This is a genomic window from Streptomyces sp. NBC_01210, from assembly GCF_036010325.1.
Classification (GTDB): domain Bacteria; phylum Actinomycetota; class Actinomycetes; order Streptomycetales; family Streptomycetaceae; genus Streptomyces.
The window spans coordinates 988298-1010379 of record NZ_CP108549.1; the positions used below are offsets into that span (position 1 = coordinate 988298).

At 67.4% G+C, this 22082-nt stretch carries 14 protein-coding genes; 7 read left to right on the plus strand and 7 right to left on the minus strand.

What is annotated here, in order from left to right:
• Positions 1 to 16: 16 nt before the first annotated feature.
• The 5 genes from OG735_RS04310 to OG735_RS04330 form a co-directional block, all read right to left on the minus strand.
• The gene (locus OG735_RS04310) at positions 17 to 793 is read right to left on the minus strand and encodes an ABC transporter permease (RefSeq protein ID WP_327321795.1); all 777 of its coding nucleotides are present in this window, start codon (positions 791 to 793) and stop codon (positions 17 to 19) included.
• Positions 790 to 2346 (minus strand): ABC transporter permease subunit, encoded by a 1557-nt coding sequence (locus OG735_RS04315; protein WP_327321796.1) that lies wholly within the window; start codon positions 2344 to 2346, stop codon positions 790 to 792. Before OG735_RS04315 ends, OG735_RS04310 begins: the two co-directional genes overlap by 4 nt.
• Positions 2343 to 3296 (minus strand): ATP-binding cassette domain-containing protein, encoded by a 954-nt coding sequence (locus OG735_RS04320; RefSeq protein ID WP_327321798.1) that lies wholly within the window; start codon positions 3294 to 3296, stop codon positions 2343 to 2345. Before OG735_RS04320 ends, OG735_RS04315 begins: the two co-directional genes overlap by 4 nt.
• A gap of 234 nt (positions 3297 to 3530) precedes the next feature.
• Entirely contained in the window at positions 3531 to 4241 is a 711-nt protein-coding gene (locus tag OG735_RS04325; protein WP_327321799.1) for a response regulator transcription factor, read from the minus strand.
• Complete coding sequence (locus OG735_RS04330) at positions 4238 to 6007, minus strand: histidine kinase (RefSeq protein ID WP_327321800.1); 1770 nt, start codon at positions 6005 to 6007, stop codon at positions 4238 to 4240. Before OG735_RS04330 ends, OG735_RS04325 begins: the two co-directional genes overlap by 4 nt.
• A 140-nt stretch (positions 6008 to 6147) precedes the next feature.
• Between OG735_RS04330 and OG735_RS04335 the strand changes: the two genes are divergently transcribed.
• The 6 genes from OG735_RS04335 to sbnA all read left to right on the plus strand — a co-directional run bounded on the left by OG735_RS04335 (position 6148) and on the right by sbnA (position 16401).
• The gene (locus tag OG735_RS04335) at positions 6148 to 6498 is read left to right on the plus strand and encodes a hypothetical protein (protein ID WP_327321801.1); all 351 of its coding nucleotides are present in this window, start codon (positions 6148 to 6150) and stop codon (positions 6496 to 6498) included.
• 626 nt (positions 6499 to 7124) lie between these two features.
• Positions 7125 to 9713 (plus strand): Pls/PosA family non-ribosomal peptide synthetase, encoded by a 2589-nt coding sequence (locus tag OG735_RS04340; protein ID WP_327321802.1) that lies wholly within the window; start codon positions 7125 to 7127, stop codon positions 9711 to 9713.
• A gap of 12 nt (positions 9714 to 9725) precedes the next feature.
• Entirely contained in the window at positions 9726 to 13010 is a 3285-nt protein-coding gene (locus tag OG735_RS04345; RefSeq protein WP_327321803.1) for a non-ribosomal peptide synthetase, read from the plus strand.
• 23 nt (positions 13011 to 13033) lie between these two features.
• Positions 13034 to 14038 (plus strand): TauD/TfdA family dioxygenase, encoded by a 1005-nt coding sequence (locus OG735_RS04350; RefSeq protein WP_327321415.1) that lies wholly within the window; start codon positions 13034 to 13036, stop codon positions 14036 to 14038.
• 32 nt (positions 14039 to 14070) lie between these two features.
• Entirely contained in the window at positions 14071 to 15105 is a 1035-nt protein-coding gene (gene sbnB / locus OG735_RS04355; RefSeq protein ID WP_442812378.1) for a 2,3-diaminopropionate biosynthesis protein SbnB, read from the plus strand.
• Positions 15106 to 15318: 213 nt separating this feature from the next.
• On the plus strand, positions 15319 to 16401 hold the full coding sequence (gene sbnA / locus OG735_RS04360) for a 2,3-diaminopropionate biosynthesis protein SbnA (protein WP_327321805.1): 1083 nt from the start codon (positions 15319 to 15321) through the stop codon (positions 16399 to 16401).
• Positions 16402 to 18114: 1713 nt separating this feature from the next.
• Here sbnA and OG735_RS04365 read toward each other — a convergent pair.
• Positions 18115 to 19536 carry a cytochrome P450 gene (locus OG735_RS04365; protein WP_327321806.1) on the minus strand — a complete coding sequence of 474 codons (1422 nt, stop codon included), beginning with the start codon at positions 19534 to 19536 and terminating at the stop codon, positions 18115 to 18117.
• Entirely contained in the window at positions 19533 to 19730 is a 198-nt protein-coding gene (locus OG735_RS04370) for a hypothetical protein (protein ID WP_327321807.1), read from the minus strand. Before OG735_RS04370 ends, OG735_RS04365 begins: the two co-directional genes overlap by 4 nt.
• A gap of 732 nt (positions 19731 to 20462) precedes the next feature.
• On the opposite strand from OG735_RS04370, the gene OG735_RS04375 reads away from it, so the two are divergent.
• Positions 20463 to 21779 (plus strand): cytochrome P450, encoded by a 1317-nt coding sequence (locus OG735_RS04375; protein WP_327321808.1) that lies wholly within the window; start codon positions 20463 to 20465, stop codon positions 21777 to 21779.
• Positions 21780 to 22082: the final 303 nt, after the last annotated feature.

A 22082-nucleotide genomic window follows, 5' to 3' on the forward strand; every position in this document is an offset into this window, starting at 1 on the left:
TGCGCGAAACTCTTCGTCATACGTCGCGCGAGCGGAACAGCAACCCACCGCCGAGCAGCGCGGCGACCGCCCACAGGGCCGGCACACCGAGGCCTTGCCATGGGCCGATGGGCAGTTCGCCGACACCGATGGTCGTCTGGACGGCGAGGCCGGCTGTCATCGGCGCGATCTGCTCGAGGTGCCGCTGCCAGTCCGGGTCGGAGACCACGCGGGTGAGGATCGGGAAGATGAAGAGCAGGGCCAGGACGATGCCGATGGCAGTTGCGGAGCTCCGGACGGTCGTCGCGATGCCGAGGCCGAGCAGGGCGATCAGGACGAGGTAGAGGACCGATCCCACGGCGGCGCGCAGTGTCGGCCCGTCCGTCAGGGACAGCGCCGCGTAGCCGTGCTCCGTGTTGAAGCCCTGGCCGGGCAGAAGGATTCGCCCGGCCAGCACGGACGCGAGGACGGAAACGCTCCCTGCCACGAACATCACGCCGGTGAGGACGGTGGCTTTCGCGGCCAGTACGGTGGACCGGCGCGGCATCGCCGTGACGGTGGTGCGGATCATGCCGGTGTTGTACTCGTTGCCCATCGTCAGCACAGCCACGATGGCGACGACCACCTGGCCGACCATGACCCCCGTGAGGCTGAGCCTGGTCGCGTCCCCGCCACAACCCAGCTCCGAACACCTGGAGTTCGAGGCTACTCCGGCGCTGACCGCCACGGTCGTCGCGATGATGCCGAGCATCAGCCAGCCGATGCCCCCCTCCGTGCGCAGCTTCGTCCACTCCGCACGCAGTGCTCGCCTCATACGTCCCTCCGGCGAAGCAGGACGACGGCCGTGCCCAAGGCGAGCGCGGTGTAGCCGCACAACACGGCGAAGCCTGCCCACGGCGCCAGCGGAAAGTAGCCGGACGCCGGCGTGTAGGTCGTGATCACCTGTTCGTAGTTCCGGACGCTCTGTTGGATGGCGAACCCTGCGGCCGGCGTGACCCGCAGCAGCCACTGCGAGGCCCCTGTGGGCAGGACGGAGGCGGTCGCAAGAATGTAGGGCAGGACCATGCCGACGACGACAACGGTGATCGCCACCGCGCTGCGCCGCAGAATGGTGCCGACAGCGAGGGCGAGCACGCCGGCGACGGCGAGCAGCAGCCCTGTGCCGACCATGACGCGCAGTTCCGTCGGCGTCGGCACCGTGAGCACGTAGAAACCGTTGGCCTGCGCTCGCTGCTCGCCGAGCGGGATCATGACAGCGGCGGCAACCAGCCCGGCGACGAAGGCGAGGGATCCGAGCACGATGGCCTTCGCGACCAGCACCCTGCCCCGCCGCGGGCTCGCGGCCATGGTGAGGCCGATCAGGCCCCGCCGGTACTCGACGGTGATGAACCCCGTGCCCACGACGATCACCACGATCAACCCGGCGAACGCGCCCACCAGGAAATTCTCGATGGTGTGGCCAGGCCCCATGGCCCCTCCGCCCACGACCGGCGCGATGTCGCCGGCCCCGGTCACGGTGAATCCACTGCCCGACTTGGTGTACTGGCCCCTGGTCGTCTGCGTATAGCTGCCGGAGGTTCCCGCGTCGCCTCCCACTTGCTCGTCCTGCCACGAGCCCTGACCCCACTCGCCGCCCAGCGCGACCTGGCCGAAGGAGCCGGTGGCCACGGCGGGGCCGAACCCCGCGCCGGTGGTGGTCTGCTCCATGGCCGACGGGGAGGTGACGAACAGTCCGACCTGCGCCGTCGGCGAAAGCCCGGGCAGATGAGCGGTGCCGACCTCGGTCCAGTGGGTGCCGTCGGCGGAGTCGTAGCCAGTGATCCTGTCACCGGAACGGTTCAACCGCAGCCAGCGCGGAGATTCTTGGGAGACATTGCCGGACCTGCCGGCCGTGTCCTCGGTGTAGTTGTGCTGCATCCGCACCCCGTGGGCGCCGGTGACCATCATCGCCGCGTAGGCCGAACCCTGCTTGAGGTTGTCCTTCACGATGATCCCGGCCTTCGCCCACGGGGAGAGGCCGGACTTGGTGGCCTTCGGCTCCGTTGCGACCACTCCGGTCAGCGAGGACACGGAAACGGTGATGCTGCCGTTTCCCTGCAGCGGCTGGTGCACGAAGTAGAAGTTGTCGTTCACCGCCCCGCCGCCCGGACCGACCGGCAGTGCGGGCTTGTCATCGTGCTCCGACTGGTTACTGGCGGCTGTGCCGACCAGGCCGACCAACAAGATCGCCAGTACCGCGCCGATCATGCCGCGTACCCAGCCGCGCACCGTTCTGAACTTGGTCCATTCCGCGTGCAGCAGTTGCCCGAAGCCGCCCCGCCCAGCCTTCGTGCTCGCGGCGCGTTGCGGCGTCATCGTGGAAGTCATCGTGCGGCCTCCTCGGGCACGGTGCCGCGATACTGCACCGCGTCCCGGGTGAGTTCCATATAGGCCTCCTCCAGTGACGCGCAATGCGACGACACCTCCGAGAACGGCACCGCGTTCTCGCCGAGGAGCGCCACGATCCTTTCGGCCGGCAGTCCGGAAATGGTGACCGTGCCGGGCCCGCTGGAGCTGACGGTGGCGCCTTCGCGCGCCAGCACCGTCATTGCCTGCGAGCGTGCGGAGGTACGCAGGGTGACCCGTCCCTGGGACGCGGACGCGAGCAGGTCGCGCACGCTCATGTCCACGATGACCTTGCCGCGTCCGACGACCACCAGATGGTCGGCGGTTTCCTGCAGTTCGCTCATCAGGTGACTGGACACCAGCACGGCGCGGCCCTGCTGGGCCAGCGATGACAGAAAGCCGCGCATCCACATGATGCCTTCGGGATCGAGGCCGTTGAACGGCTCGTCCAGCATGAGCACCGGCGGGTCCCCGAGCAGCGCCGCCGCGATTCCCAGCCGCTGCCGCATGCCCAGGGAGAAGCCGCCCGTCTTCCGTCCGGCAACGTCGTGCAGACCGGCCTGGCTCATCACCTCGTCGACCCGCTTGGCGCTCAGACCTTGTGAATGGGCCAGCCACAGCAGGTGATTACGGGCGGTCCTGCTCGGCTGCACAGCTGCGGCGTCCAGCAGGGCCCCGATGTGGTTCAGCGGACTCCGCAGGCTCCGATACGGCCGTCCGCCGACCAACGCGGTGCCCTGATCGGGCTTGTCCAGGCCCATGATCACCCGCATCGTGGTGGACTTCCCCGCGCCGTTCGGACCGACAAAGCCAGTGACCTGCCGAGGTACGACGGTGAACGTCATACCATCCAGCGCCTGGGTCTGCCCGAAGCGTTTGCGCAGGCTGGTGACCTCGATCGTCGCTTCCCTGTTTTCGATGGTCTTCTCCATGCGAGAAGGCTAGGAACGAGGGCCTGGGGCTGTCGTCACGGCGGCGAGCGACCTTCACTGCCCCTGACGTGGGGGACAGCGGAGACCGCCCGTCCCTCACGTGGGGGACGTGCGGTCATCGGCGCGGCCAAGGAGCTCCAACTACCCTTCCGGCAACCACGGCACGCGGTCCCCCGGACCGGTACAACCGCGAACCTCAGCAGCGAACGGATCCGCGACGAACCGCTCCGCAGCTTATTCGGATCGGCGGAAGCGCGGCACAACCAGACCTGTTTCGTACGCGGTGATGACGGCTTGTGTACGGTCGCGTAGCGCCAGTTTCGTCAGTATGCGGCTGACGTGTGTCTTCACGGTCTCTTCGGCGACGACCAACCGGGCGGCGATCTCCGGATTGGACAGGCCCTCGGCGACGAGCCGCAGCACCTGCGTCTCCCGCGGCGTCAGCGACTTGAGCTTGGATGTGGGCGGGGCCGCGGCCTTGGCCGGCATCAGGGCGAACTCACTGATGAGACGGCGGGTTACCCCGGGGGCGAGAAGGGCGTCACCCGCGGCGACGACCCTCACGGCGTCGAAGAGCCGTTCCGCGTTGACGTCCTTGAGGAGAAAGCCGCTGGCGCCGGCCCGCAGCGCATCGTAGACGTACTCGTCCAGGTCGAAGGTCGTCAGAATGAGGATGCGCGGCGCGTCCGATCCGGGAGAGCCGGAAGAGCCCGCGGCGACGAGCTGTCTCGTGGCCTCGATGCCGTCCATACCTGGCATGCGGATGTCCATGAGGATGACGTGCGGAGTGAGTTCGCGGCAGATCCGTATCGCCTCGGCTCCGTCCGAGGCGGTCTGGACGACCGTGAAGTCCGGCTGAGTGTCGAGCAGCGCGGCGAAGCCGGTGCGAACGACCAGGTGGTCATCGGCAACGACGATCCGGACCGTTTCGGACGCGATGCTCATAGAGACTCTTCTGTCTTGGCGGGAAAGCTGGCCTCGATCACAAAACCACTGCCGACCGCCGATCCGGTACGGAATTCACCGCCTACGGCGGCGGCGCGTTCACGCATCCCCCGCAGCCCATGACCGCCGGCCGGCGCCGCGGGCGACAGGCCGGGCCCGTTGTCCCGGATGCACAACCGCAGGGCGTCGTACGTGTAGTTCAGCTCTACGTCGATGGCGGCTCCGCTCGCGTGCCGACGGGCGTTGGTGAGGGATTCCTGGACGATGCGGTAGGCGGCGAGTTCGACACCGGGATCGAGTTCTCTCGGGAAGCCGCGGACGATGAGGCGGGCGGCCGAGCCTGAGGCGTCGCGGGCCTCGTCGAGCAGGTCGTTGAGCTGTCGCAGGCCCGGCTGCGGCCGCCGGTCGGCGGTGCCGGCGCCCGTGCCGGACTGGGTGTCCTCACGCAGCACACCGAGCAGGCGGCGCATCTCGGTCAGTGCGGCCCGGGCGGTGTCGCCGATGGCCAGCAGCCGCTTGGCCCCTTCGGGGGGCATGCCGGCGGTGGCCAGCCGGGCCGTCTCGGCCTGCACAGCGACCATGGAGATGTGATGGGCGACGACATCGTGCAACTCATGGGCGATGCGGGCGCGTTCCTCGCGTGCGGTGTTCTCCATCAGGGTGCCGGCCATGACCTGCCGGGTGGCGGAGTTCTCCAGGGCCTGTTTGCGCGCCCGTTGCGTGAGCCCGGCCAGGACCGCTACCGGGGCCAGCGAAGCCAGCAACACCGTGCGCACCCGGAACTCGGAATCTGCCGGGCCCGCCAGCGCGAACACCAGGAACGGCAAACCGAGAACCACGGCCAGGAGTTGGGAGCCGTAGCGGCCGAGCCGGTACCCGGCGATCAGCTGTGCGGCGAAGCCCGCCCACGTCACCGTCTGGAAGAGGGTGAGCGACCATACGCTCGCCACCGAGACGGTGATCCCCGCCGCCACCGGGCGCAAGAGAGACAACGGCAGCGCGGTCAGCAGACACAACAGGCCGACGAGTAAGACGAATTGCACTCCAACGACACTGCCGCTGCCGCTTCCGCTGCCGGCCATGGAGGCTTCCGCCGCCATGCGCGGGATCGACCCGTGGTCACGGACGAACTCCGTGACCGACTCCGCCACCGCGAGCAGCCCGAGCAACGTACCGGCCACGACAGTCACACGCGGGCGTCCCGCGATCCGCCGTCCCTCTTTGGCCCATTCGTCACACCAGGCAGCCACACGGTCCACGAAGGTCATTGTGGCAGCCTGTCCCGCACGCGGTCGTCCCTCCAGCCGGCAATGACGCCATCCCCCACGGGAGGGACACCGCCGCCCCTCCCGTGGGGGATTCAGGGTCTCTCGGCTCAGCAGGACCGCAAGGAATGGCCGATGCTGAGCCTTCGTCCTTCGGCGGCGGGGCCGGGCCCGTGTCGCGTTCCCGCCGGGATTCCTCTTCTTCCTCTTCCTCGCCGCCCATCCCGAGCAGAAAGACGACAACGCCGCCGTGAAGACCTGCGGGGCCGCGTAACCGGTGCGCATCAGCAGGTACGTCAGCGCGGCCGAGACCACGGACAGCCCGCCGGACAGGTACGCGTCCGGGTGGGCCGGCTGCACCACTGCGGTGGCCAGTGCGACGCCCACCAGGGTGCCGGCGAAGCGGGCCACGGCACGGGCGTGGGTCTGGTGGAAGTCCGGCCGCATCACCATGACGGAGGTGATCGGCACGCAGTAGCCGTGGCCCGGAGGGAGCCTCATGCCGAGCAGGTTGCCGAGGGTGACCGGTCTCACCGGAAGACCTGGGGCGGGGAACACGTGGGCCAACCTCTACAGCCTGTCCGTGCTCTCATCTCGACGACCAGCTCCAGCACCTGCGCGGACAGGAAGGGCCGGTCCCGGTGCCGGGCCGGGAATGGGGCTGGGCCTTCGCGCTGCACGGCAGAGGCGGCGGCATCGGCTACCTGGTGGTCAGCGCGCCGTCGCGGCCGACCAGCGACGACTTCTTCTTGATTCATGTCCTCGCCCAGAGACCGCGGCGGCCCTGGCGAACGGCCCGGCGGAGGGAACGCAACCAGGCCGGGGAGCTGCGGCAGCTCAACGAGGACCGTGCGGCCGTGAACGTCCGGCTGACCGCATCAGTCTCCGCGCTGGGGCACCAGCGCTCCGTCCACGAGGTCCTCGCCCAAGCGTGCGCGCGCTTGCCGGGCCGACCGCTGTCGGCCATGACCTGCACGGACCGCACTGTCTGACCGCTGTGCGATGGGTGGGCAGGGCGGCCGACGACGCATTCATCAAGGCGACCGTGCGGCCGCAAGTCTGCGGATGCGGTCATTGCTGCCCAGACGGCCGGGAATGACCGTCCTTGTTCCTCAAGGGTGGCCGCGGGGTTCCTCAAGGGCGGCTGTTGGTTCATTAACCATTGCACCGCTGGGGCTTTCTATCTTGATATGCAATTTCCTATTGATCTGGTTAGCGGTGCGGAATGCCTTCTCGGTGTCAGAGGAACTTCGTTTGGTGGCTGTTGCACGCCCCAAGCGCGGCTCACTTCAGGCGCACGCCACTCGCATGCAGTAAGACCCGTGAGCACCGACGGCTGGGCGACCGCGGCCCACCACAACGGCGCGATCGGGGCTTCCTCCAAGCATCCGGCGCCTAGGACCTGTAGCGTCGTCGAGTGCCGCTGCCGCGCCGACGCGATCGAGTTCGAGTGGCAACCCGACGGTGAACGGCGGAGACTGAGGGCACGGTTTTGTAACCGGACAAGAGGTCACGACCTCGTGGCTTCCGGATTACTCGCTCCGGCCATCGGCAAGCGCGAGGACAGGGTGCCGACCGTAATGACCGATGGTGGTCGAAAACGCCTCAAGGAGCTCGCATGGAGGAGAAATCCGTCGAAGTCCTGACGCCCGGGCCGGATGAATCTGCAATCCCCAAGCGCAGGTACACCGGCCCGAAGACCGGCATCGAAAGAGACCTCGCCGAGGTGCTGGCTGACGTCGTGTGCGTCGAGCAGGTGTCGGTCGACAGCCACTTCTTCGATGACCTCGGTGCCAACTCGCTGGTCATGGCCCATTTCTGCGCCCGGGTCAGGAAGCGGACGGACCTGCCGTCAGCCTCGATGAAGGATATCTACCGGTACCCAACGATCCGTGGTCTGGCGACGGCGCTCGCGGAAGCCTCGCCCACCCCTGTCGAGTCGTCGGTCCCGGCATCGACCGAGGTGGCGACACCTGCGGGCACGCTGCAGTACGTCCTCTGCGGAATGCTGCAGTTCCTCATTTTCCTCGGGTACTGCTTCCTCGCGGGACTTGTCACCGCCCGAGGCTACGAGTGGGTCTCGGCCGGCTCCGGTTTGCGCGGCATCTACGTGCGGTCGGTCCTCTTCGGCGGCTCCGCCTTCATCGGCCTGTGCACATTGCCGATCGTGGCCAAATGGATCCTCATCGGTCGATGGAAGCCCCGCGAGTTCCCGGTGTGGGGCCTGACCTATCTGCGCTTCTGGACCGTCAAGGCGCTGGTCCACGCCAACCCGATGATTTTCTTCATCGGCAATCCGCTGTACGTGCTGTACCTGCGTGCCCTCGGCGCGCGGATCGGAAAGGGCGTCACGATCCTCTCCCACACCGTTCCGGTCTGTACCGACCTCCTCACGATCGGCGCCGGCACGGTAATCCGCAAAGACTCGTTTTTCCTCTGCTACCGGGCGCACGCCGGCCGTATCCAGACCGGCCGGGTCACCCTCGGCCGGGACGTTTTCATCGGCGAGAAGACCGTGCTCGACATCGACACGTCGATGGGCGACGGGGCGCAGCTCGGCCACACGTCCGCGCTGCAAAGCGGCCAGGTGGTCCCGGGTGGCCAGCGGTGGCACGGATCCCCGGCACAGCGCACGGAGCTTGACTACGTGAGAATCGCGCCGGCGGATTGCAGCACATTGCGCCGGGCCGGCTTCGGCCTCCTCAGCGTGCTCCAGCTGTTCTTCCTGTACGTGCCGCTGACCGTCGGGGGCGCGTACATGCTGGTGACCGAGGTTCCGGCGGTGGGCAACCTGCTGGGCCCGGGCACGGTGGGGTTCACATCGCCGAGGCTCTACATCGACGCGCTGGCCCTTTCCCTCGTGCTGTTCCTCGGCTTCGTCTTCGTGGGCCTCGCCATGATGTTCACCGTTCCGCGCCTGCTGAACCTGGTGATCGAGCCGGACAAGGTCTATCCGCTGTATGGCCTCCATTACTCGGCCCACCGGGCGATCACGCGCATGACCAACGTAAAGTTCTTCAAATGGCTCTTCGGCGACAGCTCCTACATCGTCCACTATTTGCGCGGCCTCGGATACGACTTGTCCCATGTCGAGCAGACCGGGTCGAACTTCGGCACGGAAGTGCAGCATGAGACGCCGTATCTGAGCTCTGTCGGCAGCGGAACGATGATCGCCGACGGGCTCTCCATCGTCAATGCCGACTTCTCGAGCACGTCCTTCCTCGTATCCCGAGCGTCGATCGGGCCACACAACTTCCTTGGGAACAACATTGCCTTTCCCTCGGGGGCCAGGACGGGCGAGAACTGTCTCCTCGCGACGAAGGTGATGATTCCGCTCGACGGTGAGGTCCGCGAGGGGGTGGGCCTGCTCGGATCGCCGTGCTTCGAGATTCCCCGGTCGGTGGAACGCGACAGCCGGTTCGACCATCTAAGGACCGGGGACGAGAAACGCCGCAATCTCGCCGCAAAGAACCGCTACAACATCCGCACGATGGGATTCTTCCTGTTCGTGCGGTGGCTGCACTTCTTCGTTCTCACGGTGTTCGGCCTCGCGACCGTCGATCTGTACGGTGTTTTCGGGCAGGTGATTATCGCCGCGTCCCTGGCGCTCACCCTTGGGTTCACCGCTGTCTACTTCGTACTGGTGGAGCGTGGCATCGCGGCATTCCGCGCGCTGCGGCCGCAGTTGTGCTCCATCTACGAACCGTATTTCTGGTGGCACGAGCGTCTTTGGAAGGTGCCTGACGAATACCTCAACGTCTTCAACGGCACCCCTTTCAAGAACGTGATCTGGCGAATGCTGGGTGTTCGGATCGGCAGCAGGGTCTTCGATGACGGCTGCTATCTGACGGAGCGGACGCTCACCACCATCGGGAACGACTGCACGCTCAACGCGGGGAGCAAAATCCAGTGCCATTCGCAGGAGGACGGCACCTTCAAGTCCGACCGCAGCACGATCGGTGTCGGCTGCACCCTCGGTGTCGGCGCCCACGTCCACTACGGCGTGACCATGGGCGACGCCGCAGTGCTCGCCCCCGACTCCTTTCTCATGAAAGGCGAGGAAATGCCCCAGCACGCGCGGTGGGGGGGAAACCCAGCCACGGAGATGCGAGACCACTATCAGCCTGAGGCACTCGTGCGGCAGGGGCAGCAGGACCATCTCCGTCAGCGCGCTCAACTGGCTGAACAACTTGGCCACGGTGAGTGAGGCGCGAAGACGATGGGAGTGCAAGTGGAAGCCGACCGGGAGTTCTGGCGCGGTGTGCTCGTCGCCGGTGGATTCACCGAGATCCCGCGGTGGACGCTCAATCCGGTGCCGGGCGTCGTCGAGTACGAGGCAGCGATCCCGGACGACGTCGTGGGAGCGTTGTGCCGGCTGGCGGAGGAGCTGGAGGTGCCGCTCGGTTCGGTGCTGCTGGCCGCGCACGCCAAGGTGCTCGCGGCGCTGTCGGGCGAGCATGAGGTCGCGACCGGCTACATCGCCGTGGAGGGCGGCCCGCCGTTGCCCTGCCGGCTGACGACCGAACCCGACTCGTGGCGGGCGCTGCTGCTGAACACCCATCAAGTCGAGTCAGAACTGCTGGCACACAAGGACTTCCCGGTCGATGACCTCAGGCGCGAACTGGGCCTGACCCAAGCGCCGTTCGAGACCGCGTTCGATCCGACCGGAGGCGGCGGCAATCTCGCCGAGGACACCGTGCTGGAGGTGGGAGTCGCACAGGACGGCGACCAACTCGTGCTGCGGCTGCGCTACCGCACCGACGTCCTGGACGCGGACTGCGCCGCCAGGATCGCCGGCTACCACCTCACCGCACTCGCCCTGATCGCCGCCGACCCCGATGCCGGGCACGGGCGGCAGAGCCTGCTGTCCGACGAGGAACTCCGCTTCCAGCTCGAGGGGCTGGCCGGACCGCGCCGGGAGTTGCCGGACCGCCGGGTGCACGAGCTGTTCGAGGAGCGGGTGCGGGCGCATCCGGACGCCGTCGCAGCCGTGCACGGCGAGAGGCAGTGGACCTACCGGGAACTCAACGCCCGGGCGAACCGGCTGGCACGCGCCCTGCATGCCCGCGGCCTTGCCCGCGAAGGCGTCGTGGCGGTGGTGACCGAGCGCAACCTCAACTGGCTGGCCGCCGTCCTCGCGGTCTTCAAGGCCGGCGGCGCATACCTTCCCGTCGAGCCGCATTTCCCGGCCGGGCGCATCGCGACCACACTGGCCCGCGCCGAATGCGGCCTCGTGCTGACCGAACCCGGCAGCACCACCACCCTCGACCAGGCCCTGACCACGCTGCCCGCCATGCAGACGCTCTTCGTCGACACGGCCTACGAAGAAGACCATGCCGACGATGATCCCGGTATCGCCGTAGCCGCGGACCAGCTCGCCTACATCTACTTCACCTCCGGCTCCACGGGCGAGCCGAAGGGGGCGATGTGTGAGCACGCGGGCATGCTCAACCACCTCTACGCCAAGATCGACGATCTGGGGATCGGCGAGGGGCAGGTGGTGGCCCAGACCGCACCCCAGTGCTTCGACATCTCGCTGTGGCAGCTGCTCTCCGCGCTCCTGGTCGGCGGGCGGACCCTGCTGGTCGAGCAGGAAGTCATCCTGGATGCCCAACAGTTCCTCGACACGATCGTCGACGGCCGGGTCGGCGTGCTCCAAGTGGTGCCGTCCTACCTTGAAGTCGTCCTGTCCAGTCTGGAGCAACGCCCCCGCGAACTGCCGGACCTGCGGTGCGTCTCGGTGACCGGTGAGGCGCTGAAGAAGGAGCTCGCCGAGCGCTGGTTCACCGCCCAGCCCGGGATCGGGCTGGTCAACGCCTACGGGCTGACGGAGACCTCGGACGACACCAACCACGAGGTGATGGACCGGGTGCCGGACCGGATCCTGCTCGGCCGTCCGGTCAACAACGTGCACGTGTACGTCGTCGACGAACACCTCACACCCGTACCGCTCGGCGCCCCCGGCGAGATTGTCTTCTCCGGAGTCTGTGTCGGCCGCGGGTATGTCAACGACCCTGAGCGGACCCGGCTGGCCTTCATGGCGGATCCGCACCGAAAGGGCCAGCGGCTCTACCGGGGCGGTGACTTCGGCCGCTGGCACCCGTCGGGGAAGCTGGAGTTCCTCGGCCGCCGCGATGCCCAGGTCAAGATCCGCGGCTTCCGGATCGAGATCGGCGAGATCGAGAACACCCTGCTGCGCCTCCCCAGTGTCCGCGACGGCGCGGTGGTGGTCGCCGAGCGGGCCGACCAGAGCAAGTACCTGGTGGCCTTCTACTCCGCCCGGGAGCCACTCGAGGCCGACGTCCTGCTGGACCGGCTGAGTGCGTCACTGCCCGAGTACATGGTCCCGTCGGCCTTCCACTGGCGGGACAGTCTGCCGCTGACGGCCAATAGCAAGATCGACAGGAAGACGCTGACGGCGCTCGCCGAGGAGCTCGACGTCGTCGAGGACGACTACAGCGCGCCGAGTACGCCCACAGAACAGTGGCTGGCGGCCGCATGGGCGAACGTACTCGGCATTCCGCAGGACCGGATCGGTCGGCGGGACCACTTCTTCGACCGGGGCGGCACGTCGCTGTCGGCAGTGAAGCTGGCAATCACCCTCGACCGTGCGGTGACCCTGAAGGACGTCACCCGTCACCCGGTCCTCGCCGATCTGGCCGAACTGGTCGACGGTCGGTCCGACCGGAGCTCCGGGCTGCTGCAGTCGCTGTCGGAATCGGACCGCGCCCAGGCCGGTGCCCTGCTGTGCTTCCCCCACGCCGGCGGCAACGCGGTGAACTTCCAGCCGCTGGCCAGGGCACTGCCGGCCGGCGGTCTGGCGGTCTACGCCGTCGAGCTGCCCGGTCACGACGTGGCCGCCGAGAGTGAGCCGTTCGCGTCGATCGCAGAGGTGGTTGAACAGGTCGTCGCCGAGATCACCGGGCGTGGCCTGACCAGGGTCCTGCTGTGGGGCCACTCCTCGGGCACGGCGTTGGCCGTGGAGACGGCCAGGCAGCTGCAGGAGCGCGGGGTGGACGTCCAGCGGGTGTTCCTCGGCGCGCAACTGCTCGGTGACGCCACCGACCGGCGCGCCGCCATCACCGAGCTGACCGGGCGGAGCAACACCGAGATCGTCACCGAGCTGACCGGGCGGAGCAACGCCGAGATCGCCGCGGCGCTGAGCGCGGACAGCAGCTACACCGGGCTCGGTGAGCTGGATGCGCAGCGCGCCGAGCATGTCGGTGCGGCATACCGGCACGACTGTGTGTCCGCGCACCGCTATTTCGCCGATGTCCTTGACACGCCGCCGGCGGTGAAGCTGTCCGCGCCGGTCACCGTCGTCGTCGCCGCCGACGACCCGAGCACGGCGCAGTTCCCACGCCGGTACCGAGACTGGCAACTCCTCGCCGAGCACGTCGACCTGCACGAGCTCGCCGACGGCGGCCACTACTTCCTGCGCACCCGTCCGACCGAGGTGGCCAAGGCCGTGCTGAGCGCCGCCGAGTGGCCGACTTCTTACTGAGCCGCGACTGAAAGGAAAACGAGATGTCGTCCTCATCCCCGACATCACTGCTCGACGTGGAGACGAAACCCGGCAAACCTCCCATGCTGCGGGTCGAAGCCACCGTCGACGCGGCGAGCTGGGCGGCCGGGCAACGGGACGCGCTGCGCGCCGTCGTCGCCGAGCACGGTTCGGTCCTGGTCCGCGGCCTGGGGCTGCGCGACGCGGCCGGAGTCGACGGGATCCTTCAGCGGCTGGCCACCGCTCCGATGACCGAGAAGGAGGCCTTCGCCCCCCGCCAGACCTACTCCGAAGGCGTCTACTCCTCATCGCAGTGGCCACCGAACCAGCCCATGTGCATGCACCACGAACTGAGCTACCGGCTCGAGTTCCCCGGCCTGATGCTGTTCGCATGCATCGGTGCGCCCACCGAGGGCGGGGCGACCGCGGTGGCCGACTCACCGACCGTGCTCGACGCGCTGCCCACCGAGTTGACCGAACGGTTCGAGCGGGAGGGCTGGCTGCTCACCCGCAGCTACAACGACGAGATCGGGGCGTCCCTGGCCGAGGCGTTCGGAACAGATGAGCGGGGCGCCGTCGAGAGCTACTGCCGTGCCAACGCGATCGAGTTCGCGTGGCAGCCCGACGGTGGACTGCGCACCAGACAACGCCGCAGCGCCGTGGTGCGGCACCCGGTCACCGGCCGGCGCTGCTGGTTCAACCAGATCGCCTTCCTCAACGAATGGACGCTGGCCCCCGAGGTGCGCGAGTACCTCATCGACGAGTACGGCGCCGACGGACTGCCGTTCAACACCCGCTTCGGCGAAGGCGACCCGATCGGCGACGACGTCGTACAACTGCTCAACAAGATCTACGAGGAGAACACCGCACGCGAGCCGTGGCAGGCCGGCGACCTGCTGCTCGTCGACAACATCCGCACCGCACACAGCAGGGAACCCTTCGAAGGACCGCGGGAAGTGCTCGTCGCGATGGCCGATCCAACTCACCTGGCCGACTGCTCGCCGACCGTCAAAGTGCCCGCAGGATGACCACCATCCGTCCCACCGCTATGGAGTCCGCAATGTCCGAGCCGATGGCTGTGCCGCCGTTTGCGGTGATCCCCGGTGCCCAGGTTCAGCGCGTGCTGCAGGGGCGCGAGAAGGAGATCGTGGAGTTGGTCGAGGCCACCTACCGGCTGCACGGCGCCGGTGATTCGGTGAACCCGCCGTCCTACTTCCTGCGTTTCCCCGACCGCCCGTCCTCCCGGATCATCGCGCTGCCCGCCTCGATCGGCGGGGCGGTGCGGGTGGACGGCCTGAAGTGGATCTCCAGCTTCCCGCAGAACGTGACGGCAGGCATCCCTCGTGCCTCGGCCGTGCTCATCCTCAACGACCATGACACCGGCTACCCGTTCGCCTGTCTGGAAAGCTCGATCATCAGCGCCACCAGGACGGCCGCGTCAGCCGCGTCAGCGGCCGACTGGCTCAGCCGCGACCGGCGGCGCCCGACGCGCGTCGGGTTCTTCGGGGTGGGCTTGATCGCCCGCTACATCCACGCCTTCCTGGCCGGCACCGGCTGGTCGTTCGACGAGATCGGCGTGCACGACCTGTCCCCCGAGAGCGCGGCAGGCTTCCGCACCTACCTGGAGCAGTCGGGCACCGCCGGCCGGATCACCGTGCACGACAGCGCCGAGCAGCTGATCCGGAACAGCGACCTGGTGGTCTTCGCCACCGTCGCCGCCCAGCCGCACGTCAGCGATCCGTCGTGGTTCGCGCACAATCCGCTGGTGCTGCATGTGTCGCTGCGCGACCTCGCGCCGGAGATCCTGCTGGCATCGGCCAACATCGTCGATGACATCGAGCACTGCCTGAAGGCCAACACCTCGCCGCATCTGGCCGAGCAGCTCACGGGCAACCGGGACTTCCTGCACGGCACCTTGGGCGACGTGATGGCCGGGCGGGTGACCGTGCCGGTGCACCGGCCGCTGGTGTTCTCGCCGTTCGGCCTCGGAGTGCTCGACCTCGCCGTCGGCAAGTACGTCTACGACGAGGTGGTCCGCTCCGGAGAACTGCAGATCATCGACGACTTCTTCCACGAACTGAGCCGGTACGGATGAGCCGACCGAGAGCCCAGGAGGCATACGCAGGACTAATCCCAGGAGAGATCACCGGTCAAGTCGCCGCACGTCAGGGCGCACGAGACCGCGGCCGCTGACGCAGGGCCCCCGTCCGGCTCGGTTGGACACAGGCTCCCGCCCGCAAGACCGAGAAGCCCGCCCACGGTCGGATGGACGTTCCGAAAGTGCTCTGCTGCAGATGAGGAGACCATCGTGCCCGTCATTTCCGTTCCCTACGCCTTCAACGAAGAGGCGCTCTATGTCGACCTTCGGTCGATCTTCGGGCAGTCGCTCTTCCTGAAGTGTGAGGGCTTCAACTTCGCCGGCTCGATCAAGCTGAAAGCCGCGACCGAGATGGTGGAGACCGCCGAGCGGGATGGAGTCCTGACGCCGAATTCGATCCTGGTCGAGTCCTCGTCCGGAAACCTCGGCGTGGCGCTGAGCATGATCGCGGCGAGCAAGGGCTACCGGTTCCTGTGCGTGACGGACTCCCGCTGCAACCTGTCGACCAGGATGATGATGGAGGCCCTGGGCAGCCAGGTGCACATCATCGCCGGACAGGAGGCCAATGGCGGCTTCCTCGGCGCGCGGATCGAGTACGTCCGCGCGCTGTGCGCCTCCGACGACCGTTACGTATGGCTCAGCCAGTACACCAACCCGAGCAACTGGAAGGCCCACTACCGCAAGACAGCGCCGGAGATCGCCCGCCAGTTCCCGCACCTGGACGTGCTGTTCGTCGGTGCCGGCACCACCGGGACCCTGATGGGCTGTGCACGCTACTTCCGGGAGTGGCACCGGCCGGTGCATGTCGTCGCACTGGACAGCGTCGGCTCGGTGGCCTTCGGCGGTACCCCGGGACGCCGGATGATTCCCGGTCTGGGCATGAGCATCCGTCCACCGCTGCTCGACGAGTCCTATGTGGACGAGGTGATACGCGTCGAGGAGGCGGACACCATCCGCGCCTGCCATCGTCTGGCCAGAGCGGGCTTCCTCTTCGGCGGATCCACCGGCACGGTGGTCAGCGGCGCCATGGGCTGGCTGGCCCGGCACGACGCGCGCGAACTCACCGCCGTGGCCATCGCCCCGGACCTCGGCGAGCGCTACCTCGACACCATCTACCAGACCAACTGGCTGCAGGACCTGTACGGCAAGGACGTGCTCAACCCCGACAAGGTGGCCACCGGTTCCAGGGCAGGCTCCCCCACCCCACCGACGCGGTCGGGCAACCGGCCGGACCTCCAGAACGGCGACCTCAGTGGCAAGCGGCGCCATCAGCTCCAGGATCGTAAGACCTAGAAACTCTGTCCAAGGAGGTCGGTGACGCAGGTCTCGCGTGAGGGATCTTGAAAGGGGTGAGGGCCTTCCGGCTACCGCCACCGCCGTCGGTCCAGCCGGTCTCACCGCCGGGAAAGTCGGTTGCACTCGTGTGGTGTGTGAGCAGAACCAGCGCGTGCAGATCCTGTCCTTCCCCGAAGAAGCCACCCCGTCCGAGCTCCGCGTGCAGGTGCGGGAGATCCAGGAGCAGGCGTGGCCGTCCACGCGCGTCTCGCTCACCCCTGCCGATGCGCCGACCCACGATCCTGTACTGCGGCCGTGGTCGATGCTTCTCATGGAGGAGGGCACGGTGCTGGCCGCGCTGGACATCCTGTCCAAGGAGATCGCCCATACGGGTCGGCGCTATGCCGCTGGTGGGCTGAGCACTGTGGTGACGCGCCGGGAGGCTCGTGGTCGCGGATGCTCTCCCAGGGTCTGGACCTGGGGTTTTTCACTTGCGACCGCCGGCTCCAGGCGTTCTATGAGAGCGCGGGCTGGAACCTTCTTCCTGGGACGGTGCTCATCGGGGGAACACCGCAGGTTCCCTTCCCGAGCGACCAGCCCGGCTTCGACAAGGTGACCCCCATCGGTGCCGCACGCAGAATTTCGCAGCTCTGCCGGGGCCCCCTCCGGCATTGGGTTCGGCAGACGCATCGTGATCCACCGAAGGCAAATTGACATTTCCTGCTTTGCATGGTGAGTGCCTGTACGGGTGGTGCATCCCTGGGCACGGTCGTAGCGTCGATTCAGGAACAACCGTTGGAAGAAAGGGGCGCCATCACCACCGACGACTGCTCCTGACGGGCAGATCGCAGCGCGCGGGGGAGTCAGGTGTACACGGAGGGCCGCGTAGGCTCGAAAAGAGGCAGCTGGGAGCCGACATGCAGAGACACAAGCTCAAGACAACGGTCATGCTGTGTGCTGCCACAGCGCTCGCAGCAGCGGTAGTACCGGCATCCGCTTCCGCAAGGGCGCCCTCGCCCGCTCAGGTTGTGGCCGTCGACTGTTTCTCGAATTCACAGATACGCCCCGGCGACTTCTTGCTCGCCTGCGGGGATGGCAACAACCGCCTCATCACACTCCGATGGTCCCATTGGGGACCGACGTCCGCTGTGGGCAGCGGACGCGATGTGGTGAATGACTGTCAGCCCTACTGCGCGGCAGGCAAGTTCCACTCCTACCCTGTCACCGTGAGGTTCGACCGCCCGGAGACCTGGCAGAAGCATCCTGAGCTACGGCATTTCACCCGGCTGCGACTCATCTACACCGACAGCAAGCCACCGCAGGCACAGCGGGAAATGACTTACAAACTCTGGGACTGACGATTGCCAAGTCCGTCGGTCACCTCTGCACAACAAACGGTTCCGCGCCGGGTGAGGCCTGCGCCGGCTCACCTTCGGGGCAGCGCGCCGTTTCGTGCCGGGCGGCGGCAGCGAGGGGGCGCTCGAGCAGCCTTGGCCTCGGGCCGATCTCGTTGCGGTCCCTGGCGCCTGCAGTGCACAGCGAGTTCCGCGAGGAGCGTTCCGCGGCGAGGGTAATCGGCTGGGGAGAATGAAGGTCCCGCAGGCCCTGAAGGCAGCCTCGGCCGGCTGAGGCACCCGAAGCCCATGCATCGCAGCCACTGATGAAGCGCGGTGCCCATCCGCACGAAGGGGCCCGGACATACGGTCCGGGCCCCTTTGGTGTTCCGTGCTGTCAGCGCGCGCGGCCCTTGAGGAACCTCCTCCACCACGGCCTGCGCGGACCGCTGGTGGCGGGTTCGCCTGCGGCCGCGGGCAGCGTGGCGGCGGGGAGCGGCTGTGCCTGCGACGCAGCCGTGCCGGTGCCAGCGGTCTTCTCGTCGCTGGTATGCGGCCGCTGCGGTTTGAATGTTGCCGGAAGGCCGTCGAGGCGGCTGGATACCAGTGACGCCGTCTCCGTCAGCTCGGGCTCAGCAACGGCGAGTTCGAGGTCGGGGACGCGTGCGAGCAGGGTGTCGATGCCGGTGTCGGAGATTGCGCGGCCGATGTCCTGCCCAGGGCATTCATGGGGCCCGCCGCTGAAAGCGAGGTGCGAACGGTTGCCGTGCACGGGGGTGGTGAGGTCGGGCCGGATCTCGGGGTCCACGTTCCCTGCGGCCAAGCCCAGCATCACCATGTCACCCTTCCTGATCTGCTGGCCTCCGAGGAGGGTGTCGCCGGTCGCCCACCGGTTGGGCACCACCGCGAGCGGCGGGGCGTCCCACATCACCTGCTCGAGGGCATCCGGCAGTGTCATCGACCCGCCGGAAAGATTCGAGCGGAACCGCCGGTCGGTCAGCACGACCCGGAGGGTGTTGCCGATCAGGTTGGTGGTGTTCTCGTGTGCGGCGACGATTGCGTGCCGCAGGTGCTCGGTCACTTCGTCGTCGGTGAGCTGCGACTGGTGATGCAGCAGGGAGCTGGCGAAGTCCTTGCCGGGCTTGTCCTTCTTCCGCTTCACAAGGTCCGTCATGACGGTGACGACGAACTGGTTGCTCTGCAGCGCGGATGGGCTGCCCTTCACCATGTCCCGGACCGCTGTGCCCAGGATGAGGGCGTCCTGCTCCCGGATACCGAACTGGCGGGCCAGGACCAGGCTCGACAGCTGCTCTGCAAAGTCGGCAACCAGGTCGACCCGTCCCGTAGGGGCGAAGCCGTCGATCAACTGATGGGTGTAGCGGACGACGTGCCGGCGGATGCCGTGACGGTTCAACTCGTCGAGACTGTCGGTGACCGCGCTGCGGAGCCGGGCATGCTCCTCACCGTCCGCGAAGACGATCAGGCGTTGCCAGGCCGTGAGGGGCAGCAGAGGTGAGTCCGCCGTCAGCTGGACGTTCCATATGCGGGAGTCGCAGGAGAACAGCGACGGAGTGCGCATCACGTCCAGATTCTCCCGGTGCCCGAGGACGAGCCAGGCTGGTACGTCTCCCGGCAGCAGGACCGGTGCCACCGGACCGTGCGCTTCGCGGAGCTTGGCGTACAGGGCACGGGGAGCGTCGCCCGCCTCCGGCCCGTACAACCGCTGCGGGCCCGTCGACCCGAGGCCGTGGGCGGGGCAGCCGGGAGGCGGCGCGGACGCGGCCGAGAAACCGTTTGATTCTGGATACGAGGTGGTCACAAGGCCTCCGGGAAGCAGCGATGACGTAAAGAGCGCAGACTGCCCGGCTCGTCGACCTCGGCCACATTCGGGAGTTCGCCGCCGCCATCCCTGATCACATCGCGGGCGCTGCCGGCTGATGGCCGGCAGGCGAGCACACCAATGGGCAGCGAGAAGCGCAGAGGGCACACCACAAGGACGGGAGCGCTGAACACGGAACGAGGGTCTCCTCGGGGCTGAGGACGGAGCAGGAGCGCAGCGCAGCGCAGCATATCCATGGTCCGCTCAGCTCTCTGCTACGGGTCTGGCACGGAACATGCCTGTGGGGCCGCCCAGTTGGGGTGGTGAAGCCGCGGGGACAGCTGCGTCAGCTGCGTCAGCTGCGTCGAAGGCCACGCTGCCCGCCTGTGCCTACACCCTGCGCTCCTCTACTGGCATCATGCCAAACGCAAGCGCGAACGAAGCCTCGAGGTCCGTGCCAATTCCCCGTCGCGCCACAGGCCTCCGCGGACTGTGCGCCCGATCGAGCTCACTGAGGCAACGGCGAGAGCCCGCGCCGCATAGCCATAACCCTTGTTACTCCCCCAGACCCACAGGCCTCATGCCTCACCCAGAGAAAGCGGCAAGAAGACTTCCTCACTCTGGCATCTGGCCACGAACAGACCATGATGGAGAAGGGAGGACACAATGCTTGCCGGTGGCTCAGCACACTCACTCAGCACTGCTCATCTGCGACGACGGACGCTGAACGCAACCAGCAGAGCGCTGTGATCCGCTGCCGCGTTCCGAGAAGGTAGAGCACTGAGTCGAAGTGGCGCACGCCGGACGATCGCGACTGCCGGACCACGGCAGTACACCTCCGCCTCGAGGCCGACAGGTCGGCGCACCATACCGAGCAAAGGACTGAATAAGTGTCACTTGGGTTGCAATCGGCCAGTTCCCCGTCTGTGCCGCGTGCCCCTGGAGCCGTTCCGCTCCTCGGCCACGTCCTCCAGCTCGTACGCGATCCCTTCACCTTTTTGTCATCGCTGCGCCGGCACGGTGACGTCGTGCGGGTCAACCTCGGCACGTTGCCTGTCTACTTCGTCACCTCTGCCGACCTGGCGCAGGAAGTGATGGTCCGACAGGCGCGCAGCTTCGAGAAGGGCCGCTTCTTCGACCAGCTGAAACTCCTGGTCGGCAACGGCATCGCCACCGCCAGCGGCGAAATGCACCACAGGAACCGGCGACTGCTGCAACCCATGTTCACCAAAGACCGGATCGCCGACTACTCCGACATCATGAACCGGAGTGCGCGCGCTCTCGCCGACGCCTGGCAACCGGGCCAGACGGTGGACCTGGAACTGGCGATGGCCGAGTACAGCATCGAGACGCTGGCCGAGACCCTGTTCTCGACCGACATCGGACGCCCGGCAGTGAAGGCCGTACGCGACAACCTCCCCGTCGTACTGGCGAACCTCCTCAAACGCGCCATGTCCCCCAAGGCCTTGGACCGGCTACCCATCCGGGCCAACCGGGAGTTCGACGCCGCCGCAGCCAGCCTGAAGAGCGTCATCGACGATGTGATCGTCGCAGCACGCCGCGAAGGCACCTCCGACCGTAACGACCTGCTTTCCCTCCTCCTCAAAGAGAAGGCCCTGTCCGACACCGAAGTCCGGGACGAGCTCAGCACGATCCTCTTCGCCGGTGCGGAGACCACCGCGGCCGCTCTCGCCTGGACCTTCCATGAACTGGCCTCCCACCCCGACGTCGAGAAGAAGATCGTCGCGGAGATCCACGAAGTCGTCGGAGACCGGCAGGTCACCATCCAGGACATACCGAAGCTCACGGGGATACGCCGCGCACTGGACGAAGCTGTGCGCCTCCACGGCGTCACGATCCTGATGCGCCGAACCACGACGGCCGTGGAGCTCGGCGGTGTCACCCTCCCGGCCGGCACGGAGGTCGCATTCAGCCTGTACGCCATCCACCGCGATCCCAACGTCTTCGACGACGCCGGCACCTTCAACCCCGACCGGTGGCTGCCCGGGAACCGGGACAACATCCCCCGCGGAGCGTTCACCCCCTTCGGCGCGGGCAACCACAAATGCATCGGCGAGCAGTACGCCTGGACCGAGGCAACCATCGCCCTCGCGACGCTGCTCTCCCAGTGGCAGTTCACCCCGGTTCCCGGACACACGCCCAAGGAAGTGGCCTCAGCCGTGCCCCATGCCGACAGCATTCCGATGACCGTTACCCGGCGTGCTCGAGACACGTCTCGGTGATCGGCCTCATGGCCAACGTTCCGTATCTGCGGAAGAATCGCTTGCGTTGTCCGTGATCGCCCTGCTCCCAGGCGACGACGGCCGGGCACGAACCGGTTCTGTGCTGCGCCTACTTCAGCACTGTGGAGGATCACGAGCCCGCTCGGCATCGCCCTCGTCGGGATGCTCGCAGTCATGGTCACGGCTGTGGTTGTGGCAGCCCCGGCCATCATTCGAGCGATCGGCGTGTTCGTTCTCCTGCGTCTGATCACTCCCCGCCGCGACCTGCAAAGGCGCTGCGGCACTGCTCGAAATGGGGCGTCC